Origin of the sequence: Pseudomonas sp. FH4 (assembly GCF_000510915.2) — a bacterium.
Classification (GTDB): Bacteria; Pseudomonadota; Gammaproteobacteria; order Pseudomonadales; family Pseudomonadaceae; genus Aquipseudomonas; species Aquipseudomonas brenneri.
The window spans coordinates 187603-210694 of sequence record NZ_AOHN01000012.1 but is presented as its reverse complement, the minus strand read 5'-3'; the positions used below and the strand labels follow the sequence as shown (position 1 = coordinate 210694).

Below are 23092 nucleotides of genomic sequence, written 5' to 3'. Positions count from 1 at the left end.
AGCTGGCTTTTGTGTGGGCGCTGGCTCCTACAGGGTTCTGCGGTGTTTTAGAGGCGGTCTAGCTGCTCCTGGGCACGGCTGCCAAAGATCTCCAGCAGGCTGGCCAACATATGCGGCGGCGGTTCATCCGCGCGGGTCAGGGCGTACAGGGTGATGGGCAGCGGCGGGGCCAGGGGACGGATGCAGGTGCTGTCGGTGGAAGCGCCCAGCGCGGTGAAGGGGTCGATCACGGCCAGGCCGGCGCCGGACTCCACCATGGCCCGGGCCAGGGAGTAGGTCTGGACTGAAATGCGCACGCGCGGCGGCGGTTCGACGGCCTCCAGGTAACTATCGAGTCGCGCCGACAGCGGGTCGGCGCTGGACAGGCCAATCAACGGTGCGCCCGCCAGGGCCATCAAGGGCAAGGGCTTGCCCAGTTCAGCCTGTGCCCAGTAACCCCGTGGTGCCAGCGCGACCAACACGCCATGGGCCAAGGCCTGGGCCTTGAGCCCTGGATGGTCTGGGGACTTGAGCGTCAGCGCCACATCCATCTCGCGCATCAACAGGTTTTGCACCAGTTCGCGGCTGTGGGCGCTGGACAGTTCGCAGGCAATGTCCGGGTAGCGTTGGGTCCACTCGCCAATCGCCGGTGGCAACAATGACAAGGCCAGGGCCGGTGTGGCGCCGATGCGCAGGCTTTGGCCGGGCGCGCGCCGCAGGTTCTGGGCCAGGCGCCGCACGCCTTGCAGGCTTTCGCTGACCTTATCGACTTCGCGCTCCAGGGCCAGGGCTTCCGGGGTGGGCTGCAGTTTGCCGCGTATGCGCAGGAACAGCGGGAAGCCCAGTTGCAGTTCGGCGTGTTGCAGCACTTTGGTCACCGCCGGTTGCGAGACGTGCAGCAACTGCGCGGCGGCGCTGACGGAGCCGGTCTGGCGGATGGCCTGGAAGATTTCGATATGACGCAAGCGCATGACGAGTCCATAACCTTTGTTTATAGGTGGTCCATCTTTATTCATTGTCCGGCGCCTGTCACCTGCCCCTAGTCTTGGACGCTCATAACAAGCATCGAGAACGCACATGGCTCAGCAGGTTTGCATCATTGGCGGTGGGGTCATCGGTCTGGCGAGCGCCTATGCCCTGGTGCGCGCCGGCATGGACGTGACGGTGGTCGAGGCCCGCGACAGCCTGGGCAGCGAGACCAGTTTTGCCAATGGCGGCCAACTGTCCTATCGCTACGTCGCGCCGCTGGCGGACAAAGGCGTGCCATTGCAAGCGATTGGCTGGATGCTGCGCGGTGACTCGCCGTTGAAGCTGCGGCCCCGCCTGGACCCGGCGCAATGGCGCTGGATGGCCTCGTTCCTCGGCGCCTGCCGGGCTTCGGTGAACAAGCGCAATGCCAGCCACTTGCTGCGCCTGGCCACCTTGAGCCAGGGCATCTTGCAGCAATGGCGCGAAGAGGATGGGCTGGACGGCTTCGACTGGCAGCGCAACGGCAAGCTGGTGACGTTTCGCAGCCATCACACCTTCGAGCATGCCCGGGGCAAAGTCATGGACCGCCTGCAACAGCAGGTGTTGTCCGCCGCCGATTGCACACGGCTGGAGCCGACCCTGGGCGCCCAGGATTTTGTCGGTGGGATCTACACGCCCAATGAAGAAGTGGCGGACTGTCATGCGTTTTGCCAACAATTAGCCGCGCGCCTGGAAGCGTCGGGCCGCTGCCGGTTTTTGCTGGGCCGCAAGGTCTCCGGTATTCGCCATGCCAACGGCACGGTGCAGGCGATTGAGTTGGGCGACGAGGTGATGCCGGTGGAGCACCTGGTGCTGGCAGCGGGGGTGCGCAGCCCCGAACTGGCCTTGCCGGGCATCGCATTGCCGTTGTACCCGCTCAAGGGCTACAGCTTGAGCGTGCCGATTGGCGAGGAGCATGCAGCGCCAAGGATCAGCATCACCGACTATGACCGCAAGATCGTGTATGCACGTATCGGCGAGCAGTTGCGGGTGGCGGCAATGGTCGACATCGTCGGTTTTGATACGGGCCTTGAGCCCAAGCGCCTGGCCCTGATCAAGCGCCAGGCCAGTGAGACCTTCCCCCTGGCCGGCGATTACAGCCAAGCCATCGAGTGGGCCGGCATGCGCCCGGCCACCCCCAGCGGCGTGCCGCTGATCGGCGCCAGTGTGTACCGCAACCTGTGGCTCAACCTCGGTCACGGCGCCCTGGGTTTCACCCTGGCTTGTGGCAGCGGCCAGGTGTTGGCGGAACTGATCGGCCAGCACAGACCTTCCATTGATATGCAGGGCCTTGCGCCCCGCGCCGCTTAGGACATAGCAATGACCATCACCCGGATCAACAGCAACAGTCGCCTGTCGGGCGCCGTGACCTTCCAGGGCCTGGTATTTCTCTCCGGCCAGGTGCCGGACGAAGGCCAGGACGTCACCACCCAGACCCGAGAGGTGCTCGCCAAGATTGATGCGCTACTGGCCGAGGCTGGCAGCGACAAGGATCATCTGCTCAACGCAACCATTTACCTGAAGAACATCCAGGATGGCTTTGCGCCGATGAACGATGTCTGGTCCGCCTGGCTCACGCCCGGCCAGGCACCGACCCGCACCACCCTGCAGGCGGAACTGGCACGCCCGAGCGTGCTGGTGGAAATCAGCGTCATTGCTGTACGTCGTCCATAACAAGAAAACCAACGGAGAATAACAATGCACAAAATCACGTTGATCGGCACTGCACTGGGGCTGCTGTTGACGGCCCAGGCCCAGGCCAATGAAGCGCCGCTGACGGGCACCCTGGCCAAGGTCGCCAATGCCAAGAGCATCACCCTGGGCTACCGTGATGCGTCGGTGCCGTTTTCCTATGTCGGTGACCACACCGGCAAGCCCATGGGTTACTCGGTGGACCTGGCGAGCAAGATCGTCGAGCGCATCCAGCAGAAGACTGGCGTGCCCCAGCTCAATGTGAAGTACAACCTGGTCACCTCCCAGACCCGCATTCCGTTGGTGATCAACGGCACCGTGGACCTTGAGTGCGGCTCCACCGGGGTCACGGCCGAGCGGCAGAAGCAGGTGGCGTTTTCCTATGGCTTTATCTACGTGAAGGGCCAGTTGCTCACCGCCAACGACAGCGGTATCCAGCGCTTCGCCGACCTGCGTGGCAAGAATGTGGTGACCACCGCCGGTACCACCAACGAACGGTTCCTCAAGAGCTACAACCACGAGCACAAGTTGGATATGTCGGTAATCAGCGCCAAGGACCATGGTGAAGCGTTCCAGATGCTGCAATCGGGCCGCGCCGTGGCGTTCTATATGGATGACGCTTTGCTCTACGGCGAGCGTGCCAAGGCCAAGGACCCGCACAAATGGGTGGTGGTAGGCGAGGAGCAGTCGCGGGAAATCTACAGCTGCATGGTGCGCAAGGACGACCCGCAGTTTCTGGCGGTGGTCAACGAGACCCTGGGCGAGCTGTACAGCTCGGGGGAAATCAATGGGATTTACCAGCGCTGGTTTGAACAGCCGATTCCGCCGAAGGGCTTGAACCTAGAGTTCCCGATGACCAGCGAGCTGAAGGCGATCATTGCCAAGCCGGTGAGTGATCCGGTGGAGTAAACACTCAATCCCCATGTGGGAGTGGGCTTGCTCGCGAAAGCGGTGTGTCAGTCAATACATCCGCAGACTGATAAAACGCTATCGCGAGCAAGCCCGCTCCCACATTTTTGATTGGGTTTACATGCAGGGTTAGAAGTCGCCCCAGAGTTGTTGAGCAACGGATAGCGCGACTACCGGTGCAGTCTCGGTGCGCAACACCCGCGGGCCCAGTCGTGCGGCGTGGAAACCTGCGTGTTGTGCGGTTTCTACTTCGCCATCGGTCAAGCCACCCTCCGGCCCGATCAAGAACGCCAGGCTCGACGGCTTGGCATGGCTCACCAGCGGTTCGGCCACCGGGTGCAGCACCAGCTTCAAATCGGCCTCGACCTGTTTCAGCCAGTCGGCCAGCAACAGCGGTGGGTGAATCACCGGCACTGTCGAGCGGCCGCATTGCTCGCAGGCGCTGATTGCGACCTGGCGCCAGTGCAGCAGGCGTTTGTCGGCACGTTCGTCCTTGAGGCGCACTTCGCAGCGTTCGCTGAAGATCGGCGTGATGGCGTTGACCCCAAGCTCGGTGGCTTTCTGGATCGCCCAGTCCATACGCTCGCCACGGGACAGCCCCTGGCCCAGGTGAATGTGCAGCGGCGATTCGACCTGGCCGGCGAAGGCTTCGGTCAGTTGCACGGTCACGCGTTTTTTCCCGACTTCCAGCAGGCTACCGCGAAACTCCTGGCCAGAGCCGTCGAACAGTTGCACGGCATCGCCTTCGTTCATGCGCAGCACGCGGCTGATGTAATGCGCCTGGGCTTCGGGCAACTCGTGGTCGCCAAGGCTCAGCGGGGTATCGGTGAAAAAGCGCGACAGTCTCATGGGTGTTCTCTGCAAATAATGTGTGTGTTGCTATACGGCGGGAGCGACGCTTTTCCTGTAGGAGCCGGCTTGCCGGCGATGGAGGTCAACGATGACGAGGGTTGCCCGGATGAACGCGGCGTCCTCACGTTTTTCGCCGGCAAGCCGGCTCCTACAGGGGAGGGTTAGCCGGGGTCGCGAAAGCCTGGGTGAAAGTCTTTCGGGACTGCCACGCTGACTTTGCTGTTGGTGGCGATATCAATGCCTTCAGTCGCCACTTCGGCCAGGAAGTCGATCTGCTCCGGGGTAATCACGTACGGCGGCAGGAAATACACCACGCTACCCAGGGGACGCAGCAAGGCCCCGCGTTCCAGGGCGTGTTCGAATACTTTCAGGCCGCGCCGTTCCTGCCACGGGTAGGCGGTCTTGGTGGCCTTGTCCTGCACCATCTCGATGGCCAGCACCATGCCGGTCTGGCGCACTTCTGACACATGGGGGTGGTCCACCAGGTGCGCGGTGGCCGTGGCCATGCGTTGGGCCAGGGCCTGGTTGTTCTCGATGACGTTGTCTTCTTCGAAGATATCCAGGGTCGCCAGGGCCGCAGCACATGCCAGCGGGTTGCCGGTATAGCTGTGGGAATGGAGGAAGGCGCGCAGGGTCGGGTAGTCGTCGTAGAAGGCGCTGTACACATCTTCGGTGGTGACCACGGCCGCCAGTGGCAGGTAGCCGCCAGTCAGGGCCTTGGACAGGCACAGGAAGTCCGGACGGATGCCCGCCTGTTCGCAGGCGAACATGCTGCCGGTACGGCCAAAGCCCACGGCGATTTCGTCATGGATCAGGTGTACGCCATACCGGTCGCAGGCTTCGCGCAGCAGCTTGAGGTACACCGGGTGGTACATGCGCATGCCACCGGCGCCCTGGATCAGCGGTTCGACGATCACGGCGGCGACGCTGTCGTGGTTGTCCGCCAGGGTCTGCTCCATGGCCTGGAACAGGTTGCGCGAGTGTTCTTCCCAGCTCATGCCTTCGGGGCGCAGGTAGCAGTCCGGGCTGGGCACCTTGATGGTGTCCAGCAGCAAGGCCTTGTAGGTCTCGGTGAACAATGGCACATCGCCTACCGACATCGCGGCGATGGTTTCGCCGTGGTAGCTGTTAGTCAGGGTGACGAAGCGCTTTTTGTTCGGCTGGCCGCGGTTGAGCCAATAGTGAAAGCTCATCTTCAGCGCGACTTCGATGCACGACGAGCCATTGTCGGCGTAGAAACACCGGGTCAGGCCTTCGGGTGTGATCTTCACCAGGCGCTCGGACAGTTCGATCACCGGCTGGTGGCTGAAACCGGCGAGGATCACGTGCTCCAGTTGGTCCACCTGATCCTTGATGCGCTGGTTGATGCGCGGGTTGGCGTGGCCGAATACGTTGACCCACCAGGAACTGACGGCATCGAGGTAGCGTTTGCCTTCGAAGTCTTCCAGCCATACGCCTTCACCGCGCTTGATCGGCACCAGCGGCAGTTGCTGGTGGTCTTTCATCTGGGTGCAGGGATGCCACAGCACCGCAAGGTCGCGCTGCATCCACTGGTTATTCAAGCCCATCTTTTAGTCTCCTCGAAGCGCTGCCACGGCCTGCGCAGGCAAAACAATCGCGCAAGCCTATGCAATGGCGGGCTGTGTCACAACCCATGAACGGTGAATTGGCAGTAAATGCAGGACGGTCTGTCACGTTTCTGCTGAATAGTCCTTAATCCCTGGTTAATTTAGTGTTCATAGGCTCAAGATCGGATTAATCGATCTTTCGAAGCAAAATTTTCCGCTTTATATCGATAGATAAATCGCTAGTCTTGGGCACAGTTCTTACGGGATTTGGGTAATGCAGCTACGAAACTCATCGACCCGCTACGGCTGGGTCAGCATTGTTATTCACTGGAGCGTGGCGCTGGTGGTGTTTGGTTTGTTCGCGTTGGGCCTGTGGATGGTCGGTCTCGACTATTACAGCGCCTGGCGTAAAGACGCACCGGATTTGCACAAGAGCATTGGCCTCACGCTGTTTGCCGTCATGTTGGTGCGTATTGTCTGGCGTCTGCTCAGCCCGCCGCCGCCAGCGTTGGCCAGTTATAGCCGCATGACGCGGATCGGCGCGGCATTTGGTCATGCGTTCCTGTATCTCGGGCTGTTTGCCGTGATGATTGCTGGCTACCTGATTTCCACCGCAGACGGTGTCGGGATCCCGGTGTTTGGTTTGTTTGAAATTCCTGCCGTGGTTTCCGGTCTACCGGACCAGGCAGACGTAGCTGGCCTGGTGCATTTGTACCTGGCCTGGGTACTGGTGGTGTTTGCCGGCCTGCATGGCGTGGCGGCCTTGAAACACCACTTTATTGATCGTGATGCGACCCTGGTGCGTATGCTGGGGCGCAAAGCCTGATGTTCAACCTCGACTCACAAGGAATAGAAAGCATGTTGAAAAAGACTCTCGCCGCTCTGGCAATCGGTTCTGCTCTGCTGTCTGCAGGTTCGGTGATGGCCGCTGACTACGTGATCGACAAGGAAGGCCAGCACGCCTTCGTCGACGTCAAGGTCAGCCACTTGGGCTACAGCTTCATCACCGGTACCTTCAAGGATCTGGACGGCAAGTTCAGCTTCGATGCGGCCAAGCCTGAAGATGCCAAGATCGAAGTGAATGTGCGCACTGCCAGCATCTTCACCAACCACGCCGAACGTGACAAGCACGTGACCAGCAAGGACTTCCTGGAGTCGGGCAAATTCCCTGACGCCAAGTTTGTCTCCACCAGCGTCAAGCCAACCGGTAAGAATGCTGATGGCAAGCTGACCGCCGATGTGACCGGTGACCTGACTTTCCACGGCGTTACCAAGCCGATCGTGGTCAAGGCTACTTTCCTGGGTGAAGGCAAGGATCCATGGGGCGGCTACCGTGCCGGCTTTGAAGGCACCGCCAGCATCAGCCGCAAAGAGTTCCATAAAGACGGCATGGACGTTGGTCCACAGTCCGACAAAGTTGAGCTGTACATCACCTTTGAAGGTGTAAAAGCGAAGTAATCCTTCGTCTGTAGGAGCGAGCTTGCTCGCGAAGAACGGATGAGCGCCGCGAGCGTTCAGGACGCCTGCGTCATCGTTGACGATCTTCGCGAGCAAGCTCGCTCCTACAGTTTGAAGGCATAAAAAAACGCCCCGTATCGCAAGATACGGGGCGTTTTTTATGCTTTTGACAACCTAGCGGTTGCGAGTCAGCAACGCAGGTTTTTCACCACGAGGACGGCCTGGCAGTTGATCCAACTGTTCAGGTGTCAGGATCCGATCACTTTTCGATTCTTTGTGAATGATCTTCGGTGCAGGGCCGCCGCGCGGGTTCTGCACAGCCGGCTCTGACAAGCGCGGCTGCTCATCACGAGCCGGGCGACGGTTGCGCGACTCTTCGCGACGGGCCTGGCCATCACGCGGTGCGCCGTTACGCGGACCACTGCGCTTGGCAGGTGGCGTACCGGTGGTGCCACCGCTGTTGTTGCGCGGACCATTCTGGCGACCCTGTGGCTGAGCACCGGTGCGCGGAGTACCGGCGCCAGCACCCGGTGCCGGGGCACCTGGACGACGACCACGGCCCTGGGCCGGCTTGGCCTGGGGCACGTAGTCAACGCGGTTACCAAAGTTATCCACATCGTCGTCGAGGAACTCGTCCGGTGCGCGGTCAGCGGCAGCACGTGGCGGCTGGCTCGGCTGGCGCTGTTCGCGGGCCGGGGTACCTTCGCGGGGCTTCTGCTCACGGGCTGGGCGTTCGCCACGGCCGTTGGTTGGCGCTTTTTCCTTGCCGCCCTTGTCCTTGCCTTTGTCGCGACGACCACCGCCACCACCGCCGCCGTTCGGGCCATCGCCCTTTGGACCGCGTGGGTTGCGTGGGTTACGCACGTCCGGACGCTCGCGCACTTCCGGTTTTTCGGCTTCCACGGTGCTGGAATCGAAGCCCATCAGGTCGCCGTCGGCGATTTTCTGCTTGGTCATGCGCTCGATGCTTTTCAGCAGTTTTTCTTCATCCGGCGCGACCAGGGAAATGGCCTCGCCCGAACGACCGGCACGGCCAGTACGGCCGATACGGTGCACGTAGTCTTCATCGACGTTTGGCAGCTCGAAGTTGACCACGTGTGGCAGTTGGTCGATATCCAGGCCGCGGGCGGCGATATCGGTGGCAACCAGGATGCGTACGGAGCCAGCCTTGAAGTCGGCCAGGGCCTTGGTCCGCGCGTTCTGGCTCTTGTTGCCGTGGATGGCGACGGCGGTCAGGCCATGCTTGTCCAGGTACTCGGCCAGGCGGTTGGCGCCGTGCTTGGTGCGGGTGAACACCAGGACCTGTTCCCAGGCGCCAGCGGTGATCAGGTGGGCCAACAGCGAGCGCTTGTGGCTGGCTGGCAGGCGGAACACCCGTTGCTCGATACGCTCGACCGTGGTGTTGGGCGGCGTGACTTCGATGCGCTCGGGGTTGTGCAGCAGCTTGCCGGCCAGGGCGGTGATGTCATTGGAGAACGTTGCCGAGAACAGCAGGTTCTGACGCTTGGCCGGCAGGCGTGCGAGGACTTTCTTCACGTCATGGACAAAGCCCATGTCGAGCATGCGGTCGGCTTCGTCCAGCACGAGGATTTCCACGTGGGACAGATCGACGCTGCCTTGGCCGCACAGGTCGAGCAAACGACCAGGGCAGGCGACCAGCACGTCAACACCACGGGACATGGCCTGGACCTGTGGGTTCATGCCGACGCCGCCGAAGATGCAGGCGCTGACGAACTTCAGGTCGCGGGCATACAGCTTGAAGCTGTCATGCACTTGGGCTGCGAGTTCGCGGGTGGGGGTCAGGACCAGTACGCGCGGTTGGCGCGGGCCGTGACGCTGGGATTTGTCCGGGTGACCGTTGGGGAACAACCGCTCCAGAATCGGGAGGGCGAAGCCACCGGTTTTACCAGTACCTGTCTGTGCCGCGACCATCAGGTCGCGACCTTGCAACACGGCGGGAATGGCCCGCTGTTGCACCGGAGTAGGCTCGGTATAGCCCGCTGCCTCGATGGCGCGGACTAAAGCCTCGGAGAGACCGAGGGAAGCAAAGGACATGAGTAATCCTGTTTTAGTTAGGGCTTGGCCCAAAGGGATAATCTTGCCGGGCGCGAATGGCGCTTAGGGGAGCGCAATCCCGTCCGGTCCTGCTGCGTCTGGCGGGCACTCCACCGGCTCGCGCGGGCTGAAAAGCTGCGCTGTAGCGGGGTTGGGTGCCTTTTTCAAGACCTCAGCGGCCGGGCGTAAGCCTGGCGGAAAGGCCGGAGTATAACAGAGCAATCACTGCGCGCTGCTTTCCTGCTGCTCAACGGTGTCGTCCAGCCGTGCTGACGGAGCTATTTGTGCGTGTGAACCGGCATATTTTGCGCTCAAGGCCGCGTAGGCGGGCTCTTGCTTGAAGCGCTTGAGTTCGGCGGCAAAGCGCTGGACCAGCAAGTCCATGCCTGCGCCACGGCGTACGGCGAGGAATTGCTTCTGGCTGCTGATCACCGGCGGCGCCTGGGTGACCTGGTTTTCCAGGCCCAACGCCTTGAGCACATGTTGGCCGACCCGGCGGTCGGTGATCACCAGGTCAATCCGACCACGGGCCAATTTACCGAAGTTGGCTTCATGGCTGGGGGCCGGCTCACGGGTGAATCCCGAGGACTCGCTGAATTCGCGGCCATACAGGTAGCCCGGCGAGGTGCCGATGGTCAGCCCCTTGAGGTCATCCAGGGTCTGGAACGGATGTGGGCGCTGATTGGCGTAGAACATCACAAACTCAACCTGGGACAGCGGTTCGCTGGGGTAAAGCAGCGCTGCGTCCCGCTCATGGCTGTGAAAGATATCCAGCGCGCCATCGGCCAGGCCCTGGTCGAGCATGGCCAGGCAACGCTTCCAGGGCAGGAACTGCCATTGCACCTCGATCCCCAGGCGCTGGAACACGATGACCGTGGTCTCGTAGTCGAGCCCGCGCATCTGGCCGTTTTCTTCGTAGACGTAAGGCGCCCAGGGTTCGGTGACAATGCGCAATTTCTCGCCGTGGGCGGTCAGGCTCAGGCAAGTAAAAAGAACGGCGGTCAACAACTGGAGAATGACGGGCATACCCTGAGGTTACGACTGTCTCAGGTTAAAGAGAAGCTCTGGATCGGGGATCTTCAGGCAGCAAACCTGAACTTTTATTGTGCTGCCGACCCGCAAGGATTCCGGGCCGGCAGTACACAGGGCAGCCTCAGCGTGGCAGCTTGAGGTTGTTCCAGATCGCCAGGCTCGGGTCAGCCTGGTTCAGGGTGTAGAAGTGCAGCCCGGGTGCGCCACCTTGCAGCAGGGTCTCGCACATTTCACTGATGACCTGCTCGCCGAAGGCCTGGATGCTTTTGACGTCATCGCCGTAGGCTTCCAGTTGTTTGCGCACCCAGCGTGGGATTTCTGCACCGCAGGCGTCAGAGAAGCGCGCCAGCTTGCTGTAGTTGGTGATCGGCATGATGCCCGGCACGATCGGGATATTCACGCCCAGGGCCTGCACGCGCTCGACGAAGTAGAAGTAGCTGTCGGCGTTGAAGAAGTACTGGGTGATCGCACTGTTGGCGCCGGCATTGGCTTTGCGTACGAAGTTGTGGAGATCGTCTTCGAAGTTGCGCGCCTGGGGGTGCATTTCCGGGTAGGCGGCCACTTCGATGTGGAAGTGGTCACCGGTCTCTTCCCGAATGAAGCTCACCAGGTCGTTGGCGTAACGCAGCTCGCCGCTGGCGATACCCATGCCGGACGGCAGGTCACCGCGCAGGGCGACGATGCGCTTGATGCCGGCAGCCTTGTATTGGGTCAGCAGGCCGCGCAGGTCGTCCTTGCTGTCGCCCACGCACGACAGGTGCGGAGCGGCAGGCACTTTGACTTCGCTTTCCAGCTGCAGCACGGTGTTGATCGTGCGATCGCGGGTCGAGCCGCCTGCGCCGTAGGTGCAGGAGAAAAAATCGGGGTTGTAGCTGGCCAACTGCTTAGCAGTCGCCATTAGTTTTTCATGCCCAGCATCGGTCTTGGTCGGGAAGAACTCGAAGCTGTAGCGACGGTCTTGGGACATGGTAATACCCTTGGAAACTCGAAGGCCTGGAAGGCATACACAATCGAAGCGGGTGCCGGGCTTTCTGTGGGAGCTGGCTTGCCTGCGATAGTGTCACCACGGTATTGCTCAAATACCGAGGTGCCTGCATCGCGGGCAAGCCAGCTCCCACAGAAGAGCCGGCGCCAGCAGGGCCGATCAGTAGCGGTAGGCGTGCGGCTTGAACGGACCTTCAACCGTCACGCCGATGTAGTCGGCCTGGGTCTTGGTCAGTTGAGTCACGACGCCGCCGAAGCCGCGGACCATTTCCAGGGCCACTTCTTCGTCGAGTTTCTTCGGCAGTACTTCCACGGTCAGGCGCTCGGCTTTCTGGGCGGGCGACAGGTCGGCGTATTTCTGGCCGAACAGGAAGATCTGCGCCAGTACCTGGTTGGCGAACGAGCCATCCATGATGCGGCTTGGGTGGCCCGTGGCGTTGCCCAGGTTCACCAGGCGGCCTTCGGCCAGCAGGATCAGGTAGTCGTCGTTCTGCGGGTCGAAATCACCGGCACCGGTACGGTGAACCTTGTGCACCTGAGGCTTCACTTCTTCCCATGCCCAGTTCTTGCGCATGAAAGCGGTGTCGATTTCGTTGTCGAAGTGACCGATGTTGCATACCACGGCGCGCTTTTTCAGGGCCTTGAGCATGTTGGCATCGCACACATTCACGTTACCGGTGGTGGTCACGATCAGGTCGATCTTGCCCAGCAGGGCCTTGTCGATGCTGGCTTCGGTGCCGTCGTTCTGGCCGTCGATGAACGGCGAAACCACTTCGAAACCGTCCATGCAGGCTTGCATGGCGCAGATCGGGTCAACTTCGGAAACCTTGACGATCATGCCTTCCTGACGCAGGGACTGGGACGAACCCTTGCCCACGTCACCGTAGCCGATCACCAGGGCTTGCTTGCCCGACAGCAGGTGGTCGGTGCCGCGCTTGATCGCATCGTTGAGGCTGTGACGGCAGCCGTACTTGTTGTCGTTCTTGCTCTTGGTCACCGAGTCGTTGACGTTGATGGCCGGGATTTTCAGCTCGCCCTTGGCCAGCATGTCCAGCAGACGGTGTACGCCGGTGGTGGTTTCTTCGGTCACGCCGTGGACGCGGTCCAGGATGGCCGGGTATTTCTTGTGCAGCAGCTCGGTCAGGTCGCCGCCGTCGTCGAGGATCATGTTGGCATCCCAAGGCGCGCCATCTTTCAGGATGGTTTGCTCCAGGCACCACTCGTACTCTTCTTCGGTCTCGCCTTTCCAGGCGAAGACCGGGATGCCGGCAGCAGCGATAGCCGCCGCGGCCTGGTCTTGAGTCGAGAAGATGTTGCAGGACGACCAACGCACTTCGGCACCCAGGGCAACCAGGGTTTCGATCAGCACGGCAGTCTGGATGGTCATGTGGATGCAGCCGAGAATCTTCGCGCCCTTGAGCGGCTGTTCAGCGGCGTACTTGCGACGCAGGCCCATCAGGGCTGGCATTTCGGATTCGGCGATAAAGGTTTCGCGACGGCCCCAGGCAGCGAGGGACATGTCGGCGACTTTGTAGTCGGTAAAACCTGCAGGCGTGTTGACAGCGCTCATGAAGAGCCTCCATTCGTAGTGTGCGAATGGGCGCCGTTGTGCGTTTAGTATCCAACCAGGACAACCCGGCTGGGCAACGCCCCATCCGAGCCTGACAGGCCGGGGCCTGCTGCAGCGCCCCTCGGACAGGTGGCGGGAGAACGGTATCAATCGCAGATGACCGTTTTGAAACGGTGGCGATTATAGCCGCCTGCGCCCGACTTCCCAAGCCTTTCTGTCGGCGCCATGAAGATCGCTCATGACACTGATAGGCAATGCCTCATAGAGCTTGGGCCGGCGCTCTGCCATGATGTTGCCCATCATTTCGCAAGACGCTTTGGAGTGAACATGAACTTCCACACCCGCAAATGGGTAAAACCCGAAGACCTCAACCCCAACGGCACCCTGTTCGGTGGCAGCCTGTTGCGCTGGATCGACGAAGAAGCGGCGATCTATGCGATTGTCCAGCTGGGCAACCAGCGGGTGGTGACCAAGTACATCTCCGAGATCAACTTTGTCAGCGCTTCGCGCCAGGGCGACATCATCGAGCTGGGCATCACCGCTACCGAGTTTGGCCGCACCTCCATCACCTTGACCTGTGAAGTGCGCAACAAGATCACGCGCAAGAGCATCCTGACCGTGGAAAAAATGGTCTTCGTCAACCTCGGCGAGGACGGCCTGCCGGCGCCCCATGGTCGTACCGAGATCAAGTACGTGAAGGATCAGTTCCAGGACGACAGCGAGTAACGATCCGCCGTGTAGCGGTGGTCATTGAACGCTCTTGAGGGCGCACTGGTCGTACCTGAAATCGCCCCCTCGTTCAGGTACGCCCATGGCCACGCAAAAAGACGGCAAGACCCCCAACCTGTCGCAGGAAGAGCAGCAGGACGTGGACAAGAACCAGCCACCCAGGGCGGCGGTGCTGCATGAAATCATTCGCACCCAGGGCGACCAGGAGCTGGAGCGCAGCGTAGCGGCGTTGTGGTGGTCGGCGCTGGCGGCCGGCTTGACCATGGGCCTGTCCTTGATGGCCATGGGGTTGCTCAACTCACGTCTGCCGGACGGCGAGGGCTTCAAGGTGATTGCCAGCCTTGGCTACTGCGCAGGCTTTCTCGCGGTGATTCTCGCGCGCCAGCAACTGTTCACCGAAAACACCCTGACCGCCGTGCTGCCGGTGATGAGCAAACCGACTCTGGGCAATGCCGGGCGCTTGTTGCGGTTGTGGACGGTGGTGCTGGTGGGCAACCTCTGCGGCACCTTGCTGGTGGCCTATGTGATGTTGCACTTGCCGATTTTTGATGCCAAGACCGACCTGGCCTTTCTCGACATCGGGCGCAAGGTCATGGAGAACGACACCGGCCAGATGTTCGCCAAAGGCATCGTCTCCGGTTGGATGATCGCCACCATGGTGTGGATGATCCCGTCCATGGAAAGCGCCAAGATGTGGATCATTATCCTGATCACCTACCTGATGGCGCTGGGCGACTTTACCCACATTGTGGTCGGCTCGGCGGAGGTGTCCTACCTGGTATTTGCCGGCGAGTTGCCGTGGAAGGACTTCTGGCTGGTATTCGCCGGCCCGACCCTGGCCGGCAATATCATCGGTGGCAGTTTTATCTTCGCGCTGATCAGCCATGCGCAGATTCGCAGCGAAAGCAGCTTGCCGGGCAAAAAGGCTGCGGATCCCAGGCATCCGCAGCCGATCGACAAGGATCAGTGACGCCAGGGTGTAGAGGGTGCGCCAGCGCGGTATTTGGTATAAATATGGGCTGACACATCACGAATCACTTATAGGAGGTTCCATTGCTTGCGACAGTCTTGGTACTGGTAGCGGCACTGTTGCATGCGACGTGGAACACCTTGATCAAATTCAGCGGCGAACGCCTGTTGGTGATCGCCTGCATGGACAGTGTTGCGCTGTTGTTTGTTCTGCTGGCGGTGGGGTTTGTGTCGCTGCCGCCCCTGGAAATCTGGCCGTGGATCATCGCTTCGGCCTTGTTCGAGTTGCTCTACCGTTACCTGTTGATCCAGGCCTATCGCGTCGGCGACCTGGGGCTGGTGTACCCGTTGATGCGTGGTTTATCACCGCTGGTGGTGCTGGCGCTGACCCTGGTGTTTGCCGGGGAAGTGCTCAGTACCCAGCAGATTGTCGGCATCCTGCTGATCCCGTTCGGCATGCTGTGCCTGTTGTGGCAGGGCGGTGGCGGGGATCGGTTGCCCTGGTCGATGTTGCCGGTGGTGGCGCTGATCGGCCTGTGCATCGGCTGCTATACCTTTCTCGACGGGCAGGCGCTGCGGCGCTGGTCGCACCCGTTGGATTACCTGGTCTGGCTGACACTGCTCAGCGCCTGGCCCTTTCCGCTGTTGGCCATGGTGCGCAAACGTGCCGCGTTCAGCCTGTTCTGGCGAACCCAGTGGCGATTGGGGCTGAGCGTGGGATTGTGCGTGTTGTTGAGCTACGCTCTGGTGCTTTGGGCCATGCAGTTGGGCTCGATTGCCGAGGCCGCCGCGCTGCGGGAAGTCAGCGTGATCCTGGTGGTGTTGTTCGGCATGCGTTACCTGAAAGAACCTTTCGGCCGCTCCCGGCTCTTAGCCTGTGGGTTGGTGTTGATCGGCATGCTCGTGATGAAACTCTAACCAGCGGATAAAACTAAAAAAGGAATGAGTGATGACTGTCGCTTTCTGGTGTGTGTTGATCGCAATTTTTCTGCCGTACCTGTGTACCGGCGTGGCCAAATTCAGTGGTGGCAAATTCGGGCCCCGGCAGAACCATGACCCCCGGGCCTTCCTGGAAACCCTGGAAGGCTTTGCCAAGCGTGCCCATAGCGCGCAGCTCAACAGCTTTGAAGTGACCCCGGCGTTTGCCGCCGCGGTGATCATTGCCCACATGGCAGGCAATGCGGAACTGGTGACCATCAACGTACTGGCGGTGCTGTTTATCACCAGCCGCCTGCTTTTCATCATCTGCTACCTGGCGGACTGGGCGATCTTGCGCTCGCTGGTGTGGTTCGTGGGCATGGCGTTGATTGCGAGCTTCTTCTTCGTCTCGATGTAAGGTCCACCGCAGATCCAGTGTGGGAGCGGGCTTGCTCGCTCCCACATTCGATCCTCAGCTTCCTGTCGGGGCGTCCGGCACTTTGGGTAGCGCTGCGCCCTTGGGCCACAGCATCCAGATCTGGCCCTGTTGCTTCATATTCCCGGCCAGTTCGCCTGCGGCATCACCCGTGCCCCAGAACAGGTCCGCACGTACCTCACCGACAATTGCACCCCCCGTGTCCTGGGCCGCTACCGGTCGTACCACCGGCGAGCCGTCGGGCCGGGTTGTCGACAGCCACAACAGGCTGCCCAGCGGGATGACCTTGCGGTCCACCGCCACGCTGTAGCCTGCGGTCAGCGGCACGTTCAGCGAGCCACGCGGGCCTTCATTGCTGTCGGGCCGGGTGCTGAAAAAGACGTAGCTGGGGTTGCTCGCTAGCAACTCGGGGATGCGTTCCGGGTGCGCCTTGGCCCAGGCACTGATTGCGCCCATGCTGACTTCTTCTTTCTTCAGCTCGCCTTGCTCCACCAGCCAGCGGCCGATAGGGCGATAGGGGAAACCGTTCTGGTCGGCGTAGCCCACGCGCAATTGGCGACCATCAGCCAGCTGGATGCGGCCAGAACCCTGGATTTGCAGGAATTGCAGGTCCATCGGGTGGGTCAGCCAGGCAATCGGCTTGGCGCTGGAGCCTTGCTGGTTGATGGTGCCAGCATCGTCATAAGGCTTGAGTACCCGGCCTTCCAGGCGCCCACGCAGGCGTTTGCCCTTGAGTTCCGGGTAGATGCTTTCCAGGTTGACGATGATCAGGTCGTCCGGCACCCCAAACACGGGGACATGGGCGGTTTTAGTTTCGGTGAGGCTGCCTGGATAGACCGGTTCGTAGTAGCCAGTGATCAGGCCATTGGGCGTATTGTCCGCCGAGCGCAGGCCGTAGACGTCCAACTGTTGCTTGAGGAAGCCGCGGATGTCGCCGGCATTGCCCGGCACATTGGCCGCTGCAGCGCAGGTGGTGCCCCACACCGGATCGTTCTTCAGGCGTTGGCAGGCACTGCGCCAGGACTCGAAACCGGCTTGCAGGTCGCTGTCCGAAACCACGGGCAGGGCTTCCCAGGTGGCGCTGACATAGGTCGCCACGGCGTGAGGTTTTTCGGGCGCAGGCTTGGGGGCCGGAGTGTTGCCGCCGTCGCATCCGGCGAGCAGCGCGATCATTGGCAGAGCCCACACCAGTCGGCGGCTCCAGGGGGTGACGAGGTTATTCATGCAAGTAATTTCCAAGGCGATTGCCCGAGCCGGTCGCGGCGCAAGCATCCATATTATTAATAGGGCTATTGGTCTTTGCGGGCGGGGCGAGGATACTGGCCGCCGTTTCCCGTGACCCAGAGCCACCATGACTTTTAAAAAACTGACTGTTGTATTGCTGGCCTGCCTGACGCTGACCGCCTGCGGTGGTGTTGACCCTAATTCGCCGTTGGGCCAGCGCAAGGCTATCTTCAAGCAGATGCTCAAGACCGGCGAAGACCTGGGTGGCATGCTGCGTGGCCGTATCCCGTTCGACGGGGCGAAATTTGCCGAGGGCGCCGTCAAGCTTGACGCCCTGTCCCATGAGCCGTGGAAGCACTTTCCAACGGTGCGCGAAGAAGATCACACCAGTGCCAAGGACGATGTATGGCAGAAACAGGCCCAGTTCCAGGAACTGGCGCGCAACCTTGAGGCGGCCGCCGGTGAATTGGTGATCGCCAGCCAGGTGCAGCCTTACAAGGCCAGTAACCTGGGGCCGGCCGTGCAGAAAGTCGAAGATGCCTGCAGCGCCTGTCATAAGCAGTTTCGCGACCATTGAGACGGATCGGCCAAGAAGGCTGTATGCGTCTTACTTGTCCAGATCGTCGAGGGCTTCCTGCAACTCTTTGCGCGACTCGGCGAGCTTATCCTTACGCTTGTTGATCTTCTCGGAATCGCCCTTTTTCATGGCCTTGTCGAGGTCGGCCTGACGGCGGCTGACTTCGTGCTTGGCATCCAGCACCTTGTTTTCGCGTTCCTTTTTCAGGGAGGCGTCGGTGCAGTGGGCGGTGACTTCGCTCAAGGCCTTTTCCAAGCCGGCTTGTTGCTCACTGTTGCCGTGGGCCTTGGCCTGTTCGATTTGCAGGCTGATGGCCTGGCGCTTGGCGGCGCAACCGGTCAGTTGCGGGGCTGTCTCGGCAGCCAGCAATGGCGTGCTCAGGACGCTGGTGATGGTCAACAGGGCAAGCGGTGCAAGAAACTTCATGGAAACTCCAAAATAAACAAGATCGTTGTCAGGTGGGCAGGATGATTTCTGCTGGCACCGGTTAATGTAGTTGGCCCGGGACTAAAAGCCGTCGATCCCGGCAGCCCGTAGCGTTTCACTCATGGCCAGCACCTGAGGGTCGTGAAAAAAGGCACTCAATTGTGCTGCACGTCCCGGACCGATTCCCGCTTCGGCCTGCCACGCTTGCGCGTCTCGGGCGGCCAGGGCCTGCCAGTCGCCTGCCAGGTTATTGCGTGCGCTAGGTGGTACACCCAGGGCCTTCAACCATTGAGCAAACGGTCGCTGGCGCGCAGTGCGCAAGCTGGCCTGTAGGCGCGCACTGCTGCGGTCGCCGAATCCGTCAATGGTAGCAAGCTCTGTCTCATCAAGGTTCAACCAATCCACTAAACCACTGATTTGGCCGGCCTGGATCAAGTTGCTCCAGGTCTCGCGGCCAATGTGTGGCAGGTCCAGGCCCTGCTTGCCACTGAGCCAGGTCAAGCGGGCGAGTAACTGTTCTTCGCAGCCTGGGGCCAGTTGCCAGCAGCTCAGGTGATGGAAATCGCTCGCGACAGGTACCGTGACATCAACACGGGGGTGGCTGCGCAGGATGACCTGGTCGAGCCTTGGGATCACCTGGCCAGCAAGGCTGATGGATACCTGGTCTCCAGGGCGGATATCCAGTGCCTGCCAGCGCTTCAGGGAGCCGACACTGACGCGCTTGATCTGTCGGTCATCAAGCAACACCGGGTCGAGTTCCAGGATCGGTGTGATACGGCCGGTGCGGCCAATCTTGAAGCGGACCTGGCGCACATGGGCCAAGGCTTTGACGGCCGGATATTTCCAGGCGACGGCCCAGTACGGTGTGCTCGGCTGCCAGCGCTGTGCCGGGGCGCGCTGGCTTTGGTGCAGCACTACGCCATCGGTGGCGAATGGCAATGGCTGACCATGCCAGAAGGCGCGCCAGTGCCGGGCTTGTTCGAAGTTCTCGATGGGCTGGCTGTAGCGCTGGCTGTCGATAAACCCCCAGCGCGTGAGGTTATCCAGTTGCTGCTTGAGGTCTGCCGGCCCTTGCGGCCAGGCCCAGACAAACAAGCCGATACCGGCGGCGTCGGCGTCACTGAGTTGTTGGCGGTTCATCAGCCCGGAGATTTTGCTGCGGGCATTCATGCCGCCCGTCTCCCCTTGTATGTGTGCGTCGAGGCGCCAATACAGTTCACCCTGCAAGAGCAGGTCGATGGCCTCGGGCAGCCGTTGCACGATACCGGGAATCCTGCGGGCCGAGGCGGTCCAGTCCTGGCCCAGCAGGCCATCACCGCGGCTGATGACCTGAGTCAGGCGGCCCGCACGATAGGCCAGGGTAACGGCCACGCCATCGATCTTGGGTTGTATCCACAGGTCGCTGCGTGTACGGATCCAGTCTTCCACGGCGCGGTCGTTGAGCAGTTTTTCAAGGCCGGTGTGCGGGACGGGATGGGCGATGGTGCCCCGCGAACTGGACAAGGGGTTGTCGGCAGGTGACGGCACCTGTGCAAAGCAACCCCGCCATTGCTCCAGGCGCATGCGGGCCTGGTCGTAGAGTTCGTCGCTGATCAGGGATTGGCCGAGCCGGTGGTAGCTGTCGTCCCACAGGCCGATTTGCCGTTGCAGGGTGTTTATTTCGTCTTTGGCCTTGTCGGCTGGCCAGTCCGGGCAGCCCTGCGCCCAAATGACGATAGGGAAGAGCATCAACAGCAGGTAGGTCAGCAGGCGTGGCGTCATCATGAGCATCCTTGCTCTGAAGGGGCGCCCAGCCTAAAGCAAGCAAACGCCCATAAAAAAGCCCCGCAGGCGCGAGGCTTTTTACCGGGTGTTTCTGCTTACTTGAACAGACCGCCCAGGGCTTTCACGGTGTCGTTGCTATCAGCCTTGGCCTGCTGCTTTTGCGAGGCTTCGTCAAGCTTGCCTTGGGACTCGCCGACTTTTTTGCAACCTTTGTTTACCTGATCCAGTGCGGCCTGCATGGCCTTCACTTTCAGGTCTTCGCCATTGGCTTTGGCGGCATCGACCTTGGCTTGCAGTTCCTGGCTCTGTTTTTCGCAGTTGCCGGACGCGCCGCCCAGTTGGGAGGTCAGGGCGCCGGTCAGGCCGCTCAGGTCAGCAGCGTGTGCTGGCAGGACGAACAGGCTGAGCAGAATGGCGGCAGGGGCGAAAGTGGCAATACGCATGAAAAACCTCAATGTTCGATTGCCTGCGCACTTGGCAATCCCGAGCAGGCGCAGTGCAGTATCCAATGTGGTTAAGGGCTCGGGAGGGGGCGGATTCTAGTGGGCCATCATTTGGCCTGCAAGGGTTGGATCCAATTAATGTGAGCTCGCTCCTACAATTAAGGCAATAAAAAGCCCTGCCGGGCGAACCGGGCAGGGCTTTGGGTGTTGCGTGCAGCGATTACAGGCCGGCGGCGGTCCGCAGGTCGTCAGCGCGGTCGGTTTTCTCCCAGGTGAACGTGGTGAAGGTGTCGTCGCCGACAGTCTTCTGTTCAGGGGTGCGGCCGAAGTGGCCGTAGGCCGCGGTTTCCTGGTACATCGGGTGCAGCAGGTCGAGCATGGTGGTGATTGCGTACGGACGCAGGTCGAAGATCTCACGCACCAGCTTGACGATCTTGTCGTCGCTGATCTTGCCGGTACCGAAGGTATTCAGCGAGATCGACGTAGGCTGGGCCACACCAATGGCGTAGGAAACCTGAATTTCGCAACGCTCGGCCAGGCCGGCCGCGACGATGTTCTTGGCCACATAACGACCCGCGTAGGCCGCCGAGCGGTCAACCTTGGAGGGATCCTTGCCGGAGAATGCGCCGCCGCCGTGACGGGCCATGCCGCCGTAGCTGTCGACGATGATCTTGCGCCCGGTCAGACCGCAGTCGCCCACTGGGCCACCAATGATGAACTGGCCGGTCGGGTTGATGTGGAACTGGGTGTCCTTGGTCAGCAGTTCGGCAGGCAGCACGTGCTTGACGATCAGCTCCATCACGCCTTCGCGCAGGTCTTTGTAGGAGACTTCCGGGTTGTGCTGGGTCGACAGCACCACGGCGTCGATACCCACCACTTTGCCGCCTTCGTAACGGCAGGTCACCTGGGACTTGGCGTCCGGGCGCAGCCAGGGCAGCAGGCCGGACTTGCGGGCTTCGGCCTGGCGCTTGACCAGTTGGTGGGAGAAGGTGATCGGCGCCGGCATCAGCACGTCGGTTTCGTTGCTGGCGTAGCCGAACATCAGGCCCTGGTCGCCAGCGCCCTGATCTTCCGGCTTGGCACGGTCGACACCCTGGTTGATGTCAGGCGACTGCTTGCCGATGATGTTCATCACGCCGCAGGTCGCGCCGTCGAAGCCGACGTCGGAGCTGGTGTAGCCGATATCGGTAATCACGTCACGGACGATCTGCTCCAGGTCGACCCAGGCCGAGGTGGTGACTTCACCGGCGATGATTGCTACGCCCGTTTTCACCAGCGTCTCGCACGCCACGCGGGCGAACTTGTCTTCAGCAATGATGGCGTCCAGCACCGCATCAGAAATCTGGTCGGCGATTTTGTCCGGATGCCCTTCAGACACGGACTCGGAGGTGAAAAGGGAATATTCGCTCATCTCGATGTTTTCCTGATATTTACCGATGGTGAGTGTCGCCAGATGGCCGCTGAAAGTGGCGGACCTGAATCTGGAAACCATTACGTAAGCCTACATAGAGGCTTTCCCCGGGAACGAGTCCCGCAGCGGTGGCCCAACGGGCCAGATCGTCCTGTTCAAACCCCAACCATAGATCACCGCAGGCCTCCCTGGCCCAACTCTGGTTGTGGCTGCATAAATCGGTGACCAACAGACTGCCGCCCGGTTGCAGCAAACCGGCCATTTGCTTGAGGGCATCGGCCGGGGCAGCGAAATGGTGCAGGACCATGTTCAGCACCACGCAATCGGCTTGCAGCCCTACATCATCCAAGGCATCGGCCAGTCGCAGGCTGACGTTGCCCAAGTGTTCGCGCTCGCAGAGCTGGCGTGCCAGTTCCAGCATGGCCGGGCTGTTGTCCAGCGCCGTGACCTGGTGAAAGCGACATGCCAGCTCCGGCAGGAACCCACCGTCGCCCGGGCCGACTTCCAGCGCCGTGGCGCCTGCGTCGAAGCCCAGTTTGTCGAGCAGCGCCAACACGCTTTCGCGGTATTGCGCCAACCCGGCAATCAGGTCCTGCTGGGCGCGAAACTTGTCCGCCACCCGTGAGAAAAAATCCTGGCTGGCAGCGGCGCGTTGCCCGTGGACCTGGGCGATGCGCGACTGCACGTCAGCCGGCAGGGCCAGGTTATCCACCTCTTCCAGCAGCGCGGCGTGCAGCTTGCCACCCAGCAACTCGGTGTGGGGCAGGGCGCGGCGATAAAAAATCGCATTGCCTTCACGGCGCGTAGCCACCAGATCGGCCTGGGCCAGCACTTTCAAGTGGTGGCTCATGCCGGATTGGCCAATGGCAAAGATCCGCGCCAGTTCCAGCACGCCAAACGAGTCGTTGGCCAGGGCGCGCAGTACATTCAGGCGCAGCGGATCACCGCCGGCCTTGCACAGGGCCGCCAGCTCATCGCAGTCGTCGGGGCGAATGGAAGGCGCAGGTAAGTTCATAAGGCCAGCAGTCTAGTGATGAGGTGAAATCCTCGCAAGGCCAATATCAAAAAGTTTTGATATTGGTCGATAA

The 23092-nt window shown here is 61.2% G+C and carries 23 protein-coding genes, 1 pseudogene and 1 riboswitch; of the genes and pseudogenes, 10 read left to right on the top strand and 14 right to left on the bottom strand.

Annotated features, from left to right (window positions below; genetic code table 11):
- Positions 1-47: 47 nt before the first annotated feature.
- The gene (locus H097_RS07875; protein ID WP_032858756.1) at positions 48-950 is read right to left on the bottom strand and encodes a LysR substrate-binding domain-containing protein; all 903 of its coding nucleotides are present in this window, start codon (positions 948-950) and stop codon (positions 48-50) included.
- A gap of 106 nt (positions 951-1056) precedes the next feature.
- Between H097_RS07875 and H097_RS07870 the strand changes: the two genes are divergently transcribed.
- From H097_RS07870 to H097_RS07860, 3 genes are read left to right on the top strand one after another with little or no spacing between them, the layout of a single operon-like run.
- Positions 1057-2298, top strand: a complete 1242-nt coding sequence (locus tag H097_RS07870) for a D-amino acid dehydrogenase (protein ID WP_032858754.1) — start codon at positions 1057-1059, stop codon at positions 2296-2298.
- A gap of 9 nt (positions 2299-2307) precedes the next feature.
- The gene (locus tag H097_RS07865) at positions 2308-2661 is read left to right on the top strand and encodes a RidA family protein (RefSeq protein ID WP_032858752.1); all 354 of its coding nucleotides are present in this window, start codon (positions 2308-2310) and stop codon (positions 2659-2661) included.
- Positions 2662-2685: 24 nt separating this feature from the next.
- Entirely contained in the window at positions 2686-3588 is a 903-nt protein-coding gene (locus tag H097_RS07860; protein WP_032858750.1) for a transporter substrate-binding domain-containing protein, read from the top strand.
- Positions 3589-3717: 129 nt separating this feature from the next.
- Here the strand turns inward: H097_RS07860 and H097_RS07855 are convergent, their stop codons facing one another.
- Both H097_RS07855 and H097_RS07850 read right to left on the bottom strand, forming a co-directional pair.
- The gene (locus H097_RS07855; protein ID WP_032858748.1) at positions 3718-4437 is read right to left on the bottom strand and encodes a 16S rRNA (uracil(1498)-N(3))-methyltransferase; all 720 of its coding nucleotides are present in this window, start codon (positions 4435-4437) and stop codon (positions 3718-3720) included.
- 164 nt (positions 4438-4601) lie between these two features.
- Positions 4602-6008, bottom strand: coding sequence for an adenosylmethionine--8-amino-7-oxononanoate transaminase (locus tag H097_RS07850; RefSeq protein ID WP_032858746.1), 1407 nt, complete (start codon positions 6006-6008; stop codon positions 4602-4604).
- A 274-nt stretch (positions 6009-6282) separates the two neighbouring features.
- Between H097_RS07850 and H097_RS07845 the strand changes: the two genes are divergently transcribed.
- Together H097_RS07845 and H097_RS07840 are read left to right on the top strand one after the other, a co-directional pair.
- The gene (locus H097_RS07845; protein ID WP_032858744.1) at positions 6283-6834 is read left to right on the top strand and encodes a cytochrome b; all 552 of its coding nucleotides are present in this window, start codon (positions 6283-6285) and stop codon (positions 6832-6834) included.
- A 32-nt stretch (positions 6835-6866) separates the two neighbouring features.
- Entirely contained in the window at positions 6867-7466 is a 600-nt protein-coding gene (locus tag H097_RS07840) for a YceI family protein (RefSeq protein WP_032858743.1), read from the top strand.
- A gap of 9 nt (positions 7467-7475) precedes the next feature.
- Here H097_RS07840 and H097_RS28640 read toward each other — a convergent pair.
- The 5 genes and pseudogenes from H097_RS28640 to ahcY form a co-directional block, all read right to left on the bottom strand.
- Positions 7476-7562 (bottom strand): annotated as a pseudogene (locus tag H097_RS28640) (outer membrane lipoprotein carrier protein LolA); the annotation flags it as partial.
- A 78-nt stretch (positions 7563-7640) separates the two neighbouring features.
- Positions 7641-9521, bottom strand: a complete 1881-nt coding sequence (locus H097_RS07835; protein ID WP_032858740.1) for a DEAD/DEAH box helicase — start codon at positions 9519-9521, stop codon at positions 7641-7643.
- A gap of 222 nt (positions 9522-9743) precedes the next feature.
- Positions 9744-10547: a transporter substrate-binding domain-containing protein gene (locus H097_RS07830; RefSeq protein WP_032858739.1), complete on the bottom strand. Its 804-nt coding sequence runs from the start codon at positions 10545-10547 to the stop codon at positions 9744-9746.
- Positions 10548-10674: 127 nt separating this feature from the next.
- On the bottom strand, positions 10675-11520 hold the full coding sequence (gene metF, locus H097_RS07825; protein ID WP_032858737.1) for a methylenetetrahydrofolate reductase [NAD(P)H]: 846 nt from the start codon (positions 11518-11520) through the stop codon (positions 10675-10677).
- A 177-nt stretch (positions 11521-11697) separates the two neighbouring features.
- A complete protein-coding gene (ahcY, locus tag H097_RS07820; protein ID WP_032858735.1) occupies positions 11698-13107 on the bottom strand; it encodes an adenosylhomocysteinase in 1410 nt (469 codons plus the stop codon).
- 21 nt (positions 13108-13128) lie between these two features.
- Positions 13129-13236, bottom strand: a riboswitch (S-adenosyl-L-homocysteine riboswitch).
- 198 nt (positions 13237-13434) lie between these two features.
- Here ahcY and H097_RS07815 point away from each other — a divergent pair.
- The 4 genes from H097_RS07815 (at position 13435) to H097_RS07800 (ending at position 16141) form a co-directional block, all read left to right on the top strand.
- Positions 13435-13833 carry a hotdog domain-containing protein gene (locus tag H097_RS07815; RefSeq protein WP_029297383.1) on the top strand — a complete coding sequence of 133 codons (399 nt, stop codon included), beginning with the start codon at positions 13435-13437 and terminating at the stop codon, positions 13831-13833.
- Positions 13834-13918: 85 nt separating this feature from the next.
- Positions 13919-14806, top strand: coding sequence for a formate/nitrite transporter family protein (locus H097_RS07810; RefSeq protein WP_032858734.1), 888 nt, complete (start codon positions 13919-13921; stop codon positions 14804-14806).
- An 83-nt stretch (positions 14807-14889) separates the two neighbouring features.
- Complete coding sequence (locus H097_RS07805) at positions 14890-15723, top strand: EamA family transporter (protein WP_032858733.1); 834 nt, start codon at positions 14890-14892, stop codon at positions 15721-15723.
- A 31-nt stretch (positions 15724-15754) separates the two neighbouring features.
- On the top strand, positions 15755-16141 hold the full coding sequence (locus H097_RS07800) for an MAPEG family protein (protein ID WP_032858731.1): 387 nt from the start codon (positions 15755-15757) through the stop codon (positions 16139-16141).
- 54 nt (positions 16142-16195) lie between these two features.
- On the opposite strand, the gene H097_RS07795 is transcribed toward H097_RS07800, so the two are convergent.
- Complete coding sequence (locus H097_RS07795; protein ID WP_032858730.1) at positions 16196-17383, bottom strand: MltA domain-containing protein; 1188 nt, start codon at positions 17381-17383, stop codon at positions 16196-16198.
- Positions 17384-17510: 127 nt separating this feature from the next.
- On the opposite strand from H097_RS07795, the gene H097_RS07790 reads away from it, so the two are divergent.
- On the top strand, positions 17511-17960 hold the full coding sequence (locus H097_RS07790; protein ID WP_032858728.1) for a cytochrome c: 450 nt from the start codon (positions 17511-17513) through the stop codon (positions 17958-17960).
- 30 nt (positions 17961-17990) lie between these two features.
- Here H097_RS07790 and H097_RS07785 read toward each other — a convergent pair whose 3' ends face one another.
- From H097_RS07785 to H097_RS07765, 5 genes are all read right to left on the bottom strand, one after another.
- Positions 17991-18386, bottom strand: a complete 396-nt coding sequence (locus H097_RS07785; protein WP_032858726.1) for a DUF1090 domain-containing protein — start codon at positions 18384-18386, stop codon at positions 17991-17993.
- 81 nt (positions 18387-18467) lie between these two features.
- A complete protein-coding gene (gene ligB, locus H097_RS07780) occupies positions 18468-20150 on the bottom strand; it encodes an NAD-dependent DNA ligase LigB (protein ID WP_032858725.1) in 1683 nt (560 codons plus the stop codon).
- Between the two features lie 95 nt (positions 20151-20245).
- Entirely contained in the window at positions 20246-20593 is a 348-nt protein-coding gene (locus H097_RS07775) for a DUF1090 family protein (protein ID WP_032858724.1), read from the bottom strand.
- Positions 20594-20813: 220 nt separating this feature from the next.
- Positions 20814-22004 (bottom strand): methionine adenosyltransferase, encoded by a 1191-nt coding sequence (metK, locus tag H097_RS07770; RefSeq protein WP_029297363.1) that lies wholly within the window; start codon positions 22002-22004, stop codon positions 20814-20816.
- A gap of 19 nt (positions 22005-22023) precedes the next feature.
- A complete protein-coding gene (locus H097_RS07765; protein WP_032858722.1) occupies positions 22024-23019 on the bottom strand; it encodes a metalloregulator ArsR/SmtB family transcription factor in 996 nt (331 codons plus the stop codon).
- Between the last annotated feature and the right edge of the window lie 73 nt (positions 23020-23092).